This window comes from Streptomyces niveiscabiei, assembly GCF_001419795.1.
GTDB lineage: Bacteria > Actinomycetota > Actinomycetes > Streptomycetales > Streptomycetaceae > Streptomyces > Streptomyces niveiscabiei.
Genome location: NZ_LIRL01000837.1, coordinates 1 through 7648 on the forward strand (window position 1 = coordinate 1; position 7648 = coordinate 7648).

Consider the following 7648-nt stretch of genomic DNA (forward strand, 5'->3'; position numbering starts at 1 on the left):
CCGCATAGGCTCCCGCCCATGCCCCCCGCCAAAAAACGCCCCCGCGCCTACGACCCCGCCAAGACCCGAACCGCGGTCCTCGCCCAGCTGGCGCACCTCGACGCCGCTGTGCGGGACCTCTCGGAACCCGACCTGGCCCGCCCCACGAGGCTGGATGGCTGGACCGTGCGGGAGCTGGTCGCGCACATCGGCATGGCGGTGACCGCGGTGGGCCGGGCCCTGGATCTCCCGGAGCCGGGCAAGCAGGAGGCGACCCTCTTGGACTGGCCGTTCGCGACGGCGGGGAATGCTGTGGCCATTGACGGGTTCACGCGGAAGTTGGCGGAAGCCGGCCGTACCGACCTCGCGGCGACGGCAAGGACGCTCGCCGAGCAGCTCGACACCCACCCCGGCACCCGGCTGATCCAGACGAACGCCGGCGCGATGCCGCTGGCGGAGTACCTGGTCACCCGCACCGTGGAGCTGATCGTCCACACGGACGACCTCAACGACGCGCTCTCGGCCACAGACGTCCCGTACGACCGGCAGGCCCTGGCCGCAGCCACCCGCCTCCTCGCGGACGCCCTCGCGGCAAAGGCCCCCGGCGGCTCGACGGAGGTCCGGGTCCCCCCGTTCGCGGTGGTGCAGGCGGTCGAGGGCCCGAGGCACACGAGGGGCACCCCGCCGAACGTCGTGGAGACGGACCCGCTGACCTGGATCAGACTGGCGACAGGCCGCCTGACCTGGGAGGACGCCATCAGTGAGGCCACTCTCACGGCCAGCGGCGAACGAGCCGACCTCACCCCCTACCTCCCCGTGATGGCGTAAGCCACAAAGTCCCGAATGATGTGCGACACCTCACTCACCGGTACGCCAAACCACCCCGACCGATCCGGATAACACCCCGCTGACCAGCGGAAACACAAACTCCGGAGACTACTGACCGGTATCCCCAATTCGGACCAGTGCTCGGCCTCGCCTACACTCGGAGCCGTGCCACGTGGTGACGGTCGACTCAGTCATGATCTGCTCCCCGGTGAGAAGGGTCCCCAGGACGCCTGCGGCGTCTTCGGGGTCTGGGCTCCCGGCGAAGAGGTCGCCAAGCTCACTTACTTCGGGCTGTACGCCCTCCAGCATCGGGGCCAGGAATCCGCGGGAATCGCGGTCAGCAACGGCTCCCAGATCCTCGTCTTCAAGGACATGGGGCTCGTCTCCCAGGTCTTCGACGAGACCTCTCTCGGCTCGCTCCAGGGCCATATCGCGGTCGGTCACGCCCGCTACTCGACGACAGGCGCCTCCACCTGGGAGAACGCCCAGCCGACGTTCCGCGCCACCGCGCACGGCTCGATCGCGCTCGGCCACAACGGCAACCTCGTCAACACCGCGCAGCTCGCGGAGATGGTCGCCGACCTGCCCAAGAAGGAAGGCGGCCGGACCCCCCGCGTCGCCGCCACCAACGACACCGACCTGCTGACGGCCCTCCTGGCCGCCCAGGTGGACGACGAGGGCACCCCCCTGACCATCGAGGAGGCCGCGCACGCGGTGCTCCCGAAGGTCCGCGGCGCCTTCAGCCTCGTCTTCATGGACCAGCAGACGCTGTACGCCGCCCGCGACCCGCAGGGCATCCGCCCGCTGGTCCTGGGCCGCCTGGAGCGCGGCTGGGTCGTCGCCTCGGAGTCCGCCGCCCTCGACATCTGCGGCGCGAGCTTCGTCCGCGAGATCGAACCCGGCGAGTTCATCGCGATCGACGAGAACGGCCTGCGCACCTCCCGATTCGCGGATGCGAAGCCCAAGGGCTGCGTCTTCGAGTACGTCTACCTCGCGCGCCCCGACACCGACATCGCCGGCCGGAACGTCTACGCGTCCCGCGTCGAGATGGGCCGGAAACTGGCGAAGGAAGCCCCCGTCGAGGCCGATCTCGTCATAGCGACCCCGGAGTCCGGCACCCCCGCCGCGATCGGGTACGCGGAGGCGTCCGGCATCCCCTTCGGCAACGGCCTCGTCAAGAACGCGTACGTCGGCCGGACCTTCATCCAGCCCTCGCAGACCATCCGGCAGCTCGGCATCCGCCTCAAGCTGAACCCCCTCAAGGACGTCATCAAGGGCAAGCGGCTGGTCGTCGTCGACGACTCGATCGTCCGCGGCAACACCCAGCGCGCCCTGGTCCGGATGCTCCGCGAGGCCGGCGCCGCCGAGGTCCACATCCGGATCTCCTCCCCGCCGGTCAAGTGGCCCTGCTTCTTCGGCATCGACTTCGCGACCCGCGCCGAACTCATCGCCAACGGCATGACCGTCGACGAGATCGGCACCAGCCTCGGCGCCGACTCCCTGGCGTACATCTCCATCGACGGCATGATCGAGGCGACCACCATCGCCAAGCCGAACCTCTGCCGCGCCTGCTTCGACGGCGAGTACCCGATGGAGCTCCCGGACCCCGAACTGCTCGGCAAGCAGCTCCTGGAGACCGAGCTGGCGGCAGGCACGGCCGCCCCGGCTGCCGTCGACGCGATCCGTCGTCCGTAACCCCCGCGGCCGTAAGCCTCCGCAGGACGAAACGAAAGTCACACCATGTCTGAGAGCACCGGTGCCAGCTACGCCGCGGCCGGCGTCGACATCGAGGCGGGCGACCGCGCCGTCGAACTCATGAAGGAGTGGGTGAAGAAGACGCAGCGCCCCGAGGTCCTCGGCGGCCTCGGCGGCTTCGCCGGCCTCTTCGACGCCTCCGCCCTCAAGGGGTACGACCGTCCCCTCCTCGCCTCCGCCACGGACGGCGTCGGCACGAAGGTCGACATCGCCCGCCGCCTCGGCGTGTACGACACGATCGGCCACGACCTGGTCGCGATGGTCATGGACGACATCGTGGTGTGCGGCGCCGAGCCGCTCTTCATGACCGACTACATCTGCGTCGGCAAGGTCCACCCCGAGCGTGTCGCCGCGATCGTCAAGGGCATCGCGGAGGGCTGCGTCCTGGCCGGCTGCGCCCTGGTCGGCGGCGAGACCGCCGAACACCCCGGGCTCCTGGGCCCGGACGACTTCGACGTCGCCGGCGCGGGCACCGGCGTCGTGGAGGCCGACCGCCTGCTCGGCGCGGAGCGCATCCGCGAGGGCGACACGGTCATCGCGATGGCCGCGTCCGGCCTCCACTCCAACGGCTACTCCCTGGTCCGCCACGTCCTCCTGGACCAGGCGAACCTCGCCCTGGAGTCCGAGATCGCCGACCTCGGCCGCACGCTCGGCGAAGAGCTCCTGGAGCCCACCAAGATCTACTCCCTGGACTGCCTGGCGCTCACCCGCACGACGGACGTCCACGCCTACTCCCACGTCACAGGAGGCGGCCTCGCGGCCAACCTGGCCCGCGTGATCCCGGACACCCTCCACGCGGTGGTCGACCGCTCCACCTGGACCCCGGCCCCGATCTTCGACCTCGTCGGCCGAACCGGCAAGGTCGACCGCCTGGAACTGGAGAAGACCCTCAACATGGGCGTAGGCATGATCGCCATCGTCCCCGAGGAATCGACCGACGTGGCCCTGACGACCCTGGCGGACAGGGGAGTGGAGGCATGGGTGGCAGGCGAGATCGAGGCACGTGGCACGCACACGACAGGCGCGGAGTTGGTAGGCGACTACGCGAGCTGAAGTCTTTTAGGGGCGCGGGGCTGTATCGATATGCGGCTCCGCCGCGCGGGCGCGACAAGCCACAGCGAACCCGCACCCGAAGGACGGCCCAAAAACGGCAGCACAAAACCCGGTCCGATGATCCCCGGACCGGGTCGGGTGCGGCCAAACCGCCGACGGCAGAAGCTAACGCCTACGCGCCACGACGATGTTGGTGTTGGGACGACGGCGACTCATCGTCGTCGTCATCGTCCCCGTACAGCTCGGCGTACCGTGCGTACGGGTCATCCTGCCCATCGTCATCGTCGTCGTCCTCGAACGGCTCAGCGTTCGGCGGAATACTCGATGGCGATGCGCCCAGCTCTTCGGCCAGGCGTGAGAGATCCGTCCCGCCGCTGTTGTACTTCAGCTGGCGGGCGACCTTCGCTTGCTTGGCCTTGGCCCGGCCGCGCCCCATGGCTCGACCCCCTCAACGACGGGGCTCGACGGCCCCAGAGTCTTGACACGCGTTCATGATCCAGAACGGACTCTCCGTGGAGAGGCCGTCCGTAGGGCTCCCACGGTACCTGAGCCCGCACCCATACGGTACGTCGCCCGTGGCGGGCGCGTGCGCCCGGCCTCGGTGAGACATGCCGTCCTGGCTGGTCAGTGGCGATTTTAACCACTTATTGGCGGCCGACCCGCCGGGAAGAGTGAGAGTTCTCTCCAACTTTCCCCCCGGCGGTACCGCGACCAAGCTCTACGGGGCGTTCACCACCCCCGCGCGAGAGCCCCCTCGTGCATCCGCTGCTCGGCGATCCGGTCGGCCGCCGCGGCCGGCGGAATCCCATCCGACTTCGCACGTGCGAATATGGCGAGCGTCGTGTCGTAGATGCCGGCCGCCTTCGCCTTGCACCGCTCGAAGTCGAACCCGTGCAGCTCGTCGGCGACCTGGATGACCCCGCCCGCGTTCACGACGTAGTCGGGCGCGTAGAGGATGCCCCGGTCGGCGAGGTCCTTCTCGACGCCGGGGTGGGCGAGCTGGTTGTTGGCGGCGCCGCACACCACGCGCGCGGTCAGCACCGGCACCGACTCGTCGTCCAGCGCCCCGCCCAGCGCGCAGGGCGCGTACACGTCGAGCCCCTCCACGCGGATCAGCGCCCCGGTGTCCTCGACGGCCCGCACCGACGGATGCCGGTCGAGGACCTGGCGTACGGCGTCGGCGCGGACGTCCGTGATCACGACCTCGGCGCCCTCCTCCAGGAGGTGGCCGACGAGGTGGTGGCCGACCTTGCCGACCCCGGCGATGCCGACGCGGCGGCCGGCCAGCGACGGGTCGCCCCACAGGTGCTCGGCGGAGGCGCGCATCCCCTGGTACACCCCGAACGCCGTGAGGATCGAGGAGTCACCGGCGCCGCCGTTCTCGGGTGAACGCCCGGTCGTCCAGCGGCACTCGCGCGCGACGACGTCCATGTCCGCGACGTACGTGCCGACATCGCACGCCGTCACGTACCGCCCGCCGAGCGAGGCCACGAACCGGCCGTAGGCGAGCAGGAGTTCCTCGGTCTTGTCGCGCAGCGGGTCGCCGATGATGACGGCCTTCCCGCCGCCGTGGTCGAGACCGGCCATGGCGTTCTTGTACGACATCCCGCGCGCGAGGTTCAGCGCGTCGGCGACGGCCGCCTCCTCGGAGGCGTACGGATAGAACCGGGTCCCGCCGAGCCCGGGGCCCAGCGCGGTGGAGTGCAGTGCGATGACGGCCTTGAGGCCGGTCTTGCGGTCCTGGCAGAGCACGACTTGCTCATGGCCACCCTGATCGGAGTGGAACAGGGTGTGCAGGACGCCGTTGGATACGTCGGTCACGGTAGTGACTCCCAGGTAACTAGCGGCGGTTGGGGCTCGGCCCCGTACAGGTGGCGGGGCCTGTCGGCACGAGCGTAGAGCTTTTCCGGCCACCGGATGCGCTGTGCGGGGGATCACCTCCGCGCGGAGTACGCACGTGCGACGATTTGCACGACTTTCGGGTTCATTCGTGACCGGTTCCGGGAGGTTTTCCGATCGGCCGGCTGGGGAGGGAGCAGGCGTGCCCAAGGTGTCCTCGGTGACCGTCCCGTACGCGGCCTACCTGCGCGTGTACGAGCCCCTGGCCGCCTTCCCCGAGCCGGAGCGCGAGCACTGGGCGCGCTACGCCCGCCGCCCGCACAAGCCCTCGTACCAGGACGAACTGCGCCGCTCGCTCGCCGACCTGCTGCCCACCCCGCCGGTCGCGGTGCCGGTGCGCGAGAGCACCGACGCGTTCGTCATCGAGGCGAACGGCGTGCTGTGCGTGTGCCCCTGGCGGACCCGGCTGCGCGGCTGGCAGGCCCTCGCCGAACTCGAAGAGCACCTCCCGCGGCCGGTCGTCGACGCGGCCGTCCCCGAGGTCGTCCGGCTCCAGGCGGCCCAGGACCACGACCGCTGGCGCGAACGCAACCCGGACGCCCGGCCCTGGATCCGTACGGCGACCTGGCAGGTGCCGCTGAACTGGTTCCTGCTGGTCTCCGACGAGGAGCGGCGCTACGACAAGGGCACCGCCGACGAGCCGCCCACCCTGCGCTACCGCACGCCGATGGTGCAGGCCAGGCGCCGGGTCGCGCGGGGGCTTCGCGCGCTCAAGGACGCGATCGACGAGGGGCCGCTGATCGACGGGCTCGTGGACGTCGGGCGCTGGCTGGAGGAGTTCCACCCGCGCTCGCTCGTCGAGGTCGACTACGGGGGGCTCGTGCACGTCCTGGCCGCCGGGGATCTGGAGGTCGACCACTCCGCCGCGGACGTCGCCGAGGGGATCGAGGCGCTCAGGCGCGGGGACGGGGAGGCCGCCGGAGAGGCGTACGGGCGGCTCGTCGAGCGGTGGCGCGCGGTGCGTGACCTGCGGTCCGCTAACTGACCGGTCGGTTAAAAGGATGTTGCAAGTAACTGATCCGTCATCAAAAGTGACGTAGGTCACGGCTCGAACGTTGTCGAACAGCGTACGGTCTGCCGTACTTCGTCCTGAGGTTCGGAAACTGACGGGACGTTGGTCCCGATCCGGGCTTTTGTGTCAAGCGTGACAGACCGCACGTAACTGGCCCTTGCATCCCTTGCCGCTCCTCGTGCCAAAATAGGACAAGGAGCCTGGGGGAGGCTCTGTCTCAGCATTACATGCTTTGGGGGGTCTTGTGACTCCTGATCGCCGCCGTGACTGATCGTCACAGTGGTGTGACTGTCCGCTATGGCATGGTCCATCGGCTTCCGCGGCTGATGACTACCTGGGAGGGCAATTCCATCGGTTTGGCCGACGCGGCTGGACAGATGGTGTAGTTGTAGTGCCGAGGACAAGCCGTTCGTCCTATAACCGACTCGACCCTCGTCCGCCCATTTCGGGCAACGCGGGTCAAGGTGCAGAATTTAGAGGAAAGAACCGAGAAGGTTCGGTTCTCCCGAGGAGGCCGCTCATGACCGCTCGCACCCCTGATGCTGAGCCGCTGCTGACCCCGGCTGAGGTCGCCACCATGTTCCGCGTCGACCCCAAGACGGTCACGCGGTGGGCGAAGGCCGGGAAGCTCACGTCCATCCGTACGCTCGGCGGGCACCGTCGCTACCGCGAGGCCGAGGTTCGCGCACTGCTTGCGGGGATTCCGCAGCAGCGCAGCGAAGCCTGACCGCCGACTGAGCGGGCATCGCGGCGGTCCCCCCATCAGCCGTGATGTCCATCTGTTTCACCGCATGACCGCTTTGCCGTAACACCGTTTCACCGCATCACAGCTCCACACGGCGCGGGCCCTGCCCCAACAGGCCCCTGACCCTCACGGGTGTGTCGTCGATCGCGCTGGGCTCCGCCGAGTCCAGCGCGATCTTTTTTGTGCGCCCTCGCGCCCCCTGAGCGGCTCTGTCGCATCGCCCCGTACGGAGTCCCCCGGACCGGTGCAATTGCACATATTAAATTGACCCCTTGTAGGAGACGGGTAAGAACCCCACTCCGGGAAACAATCCCGGTGACACCCATCACACCCCCACCCTCTTGCCTCCAACCCCCGCTTCCCCTAAGGAACTTCCC

The 7648-nt window shown here is 69.2% G+C and carries 7 protein-coding genes; 5 read left to right on the forward strand and 2 right to left on the reverse strand.

The annotated features are described in order from the left end of the window. Nucleotides 1–18 precede the first annotated feature (18 nt). From AOK24_RS34870 to purM, 3 genes are all read left to right on the forward strand, one after another. Nucleotides 19–807: a maleylpyruvate isomerase family mycothiol-dependent enzyme gene (locus AOK24_RS34870; RefSeq protein WP_055723992.1), complete on the forward strand. Its 789-nt coding sequence runs from the start codon at nucleotides 19–21 to the stop codon at nucleotides 805–807. Nucleotides 808–972: 165 nt separating this feature from the next. Beyond that, complete coding sequence (purF, locus tag AOK24_RS34875; protein ID WP_055723993.1) at nucleotides 973–2502, forward strand: amidophosphoribosyltransferase; 1530 nt, start codon at nucleotides 973–975, stop codon at nucleotides 2500–2502. A 45-nt stretch (nucleotides 2503–2547) separates the two neighbouring features. Beyond that, on the forward strand, nucleotides 2548–3615 hold the full coding sequence (gene purM / locus AOK24_RS34880) for a phosphoribosylformylglycinamidine cyclo-ligase (protein WP_055723994.1): 1068 nt from the start codon (nucleotides 2548–2550) through the stop codon (nucleotides 3613–3615). Nucleotides 3616–3787: 172 nt separating this feature from the next. Here purM and AOK24_RS34885 read toward each other — a convergent pair whose 3' ends face one another. After that, on the reverse strand, nucleotides 3788–4051 hold the full coding sequence (locus tag AOK24_RS34885; protein WP_055723995.1) for a DUF3073 domain-containing protein: 264 nt from the start codon (nucleotides 4049–4051) through the stop codon (nucleotides 3788–3790). 293 nt (nucleotides 4052–4344) lie between these two features. Then, nucleotides 4345–5436: a Leu/Phe/Val dehydrogenase gene (locus tag AOK24_RS34890; RefSeq protein ID WP_055723996.1), complete on the reverse strand. Its 1092-nt coding sequence runs from the start codon at nucleotides 5434–5436 to the stop codon at nucleotides 4345–4347. 220 nt (nucleotides 5437–5656) lie between these two features. On the opposite strand from AOK24_RS34890, the gene AOK24_RS34895 reads away from it, so the two are divergent. Together AOK24_RS34895 and bldC are read left to right on the forward strand one after the other, a co-directional pair. Next, nucleotides 5657–6499: a DUF8083 family protein gene (locus AOK24_RS34895; protein WP_055723997.1), complete on the forward strand. Its 843-nt coding sequence runs from the start codon at nucleotides 5657–5659 to the stop codon at nucleotides 6497–6499. A gap of 547 nt (nucleotides 6500–7046) precedes the next feature. Further along, nucleotides 7047–7253 carry a developmental transcriptional regulator BldC gene (gene bldC, locus AOK24_RS34900; protein WP_003949541.1) on the forward strand — a complete coding sequence of 69 codons (207 nt, stop codon included), beginning with the start codon at nucleotides 7047–7049 and terminating at the stop codon, nucleotides 7251–7253. The last annotated feature ends 395 nt before the right edge of the window (nucleotides 7254–7648 follow it).

What these genes read in the sequence shown, in the direction of transcription:
- AOK24_RS34870 (WP_055723992.1), top strand. Translation starts at nt 19, where the DNA reads ATGCCCCCCGCCAAAAAACGCCCCCGCGCCTACGACCCCGCCAAGACC.
- purM (WP_055723994.1), top strand. Translation starts at nt 2,548, where the DNA reads ATGTCTGAGAGCACCGGTGCCAGCTACGCCGCGGCCGGCGTCGACATC.
- AOK24_RS34885 (WP_055723995.1), bottom strand. Translation starts at nt 4,051, where the DNA reads ATGGGGCGCGGCCGGGCCAAGGCCAAGCAAGCGAAGGTCGCCCGCCAG.
- bldC (WP_003949541.1), top strand. Translation starts at nt 7,047, where the DNA reads ATGACCGCTCGCACCCCTGATGCTGAGCCGCTGCTGACCCCGGCTGAG.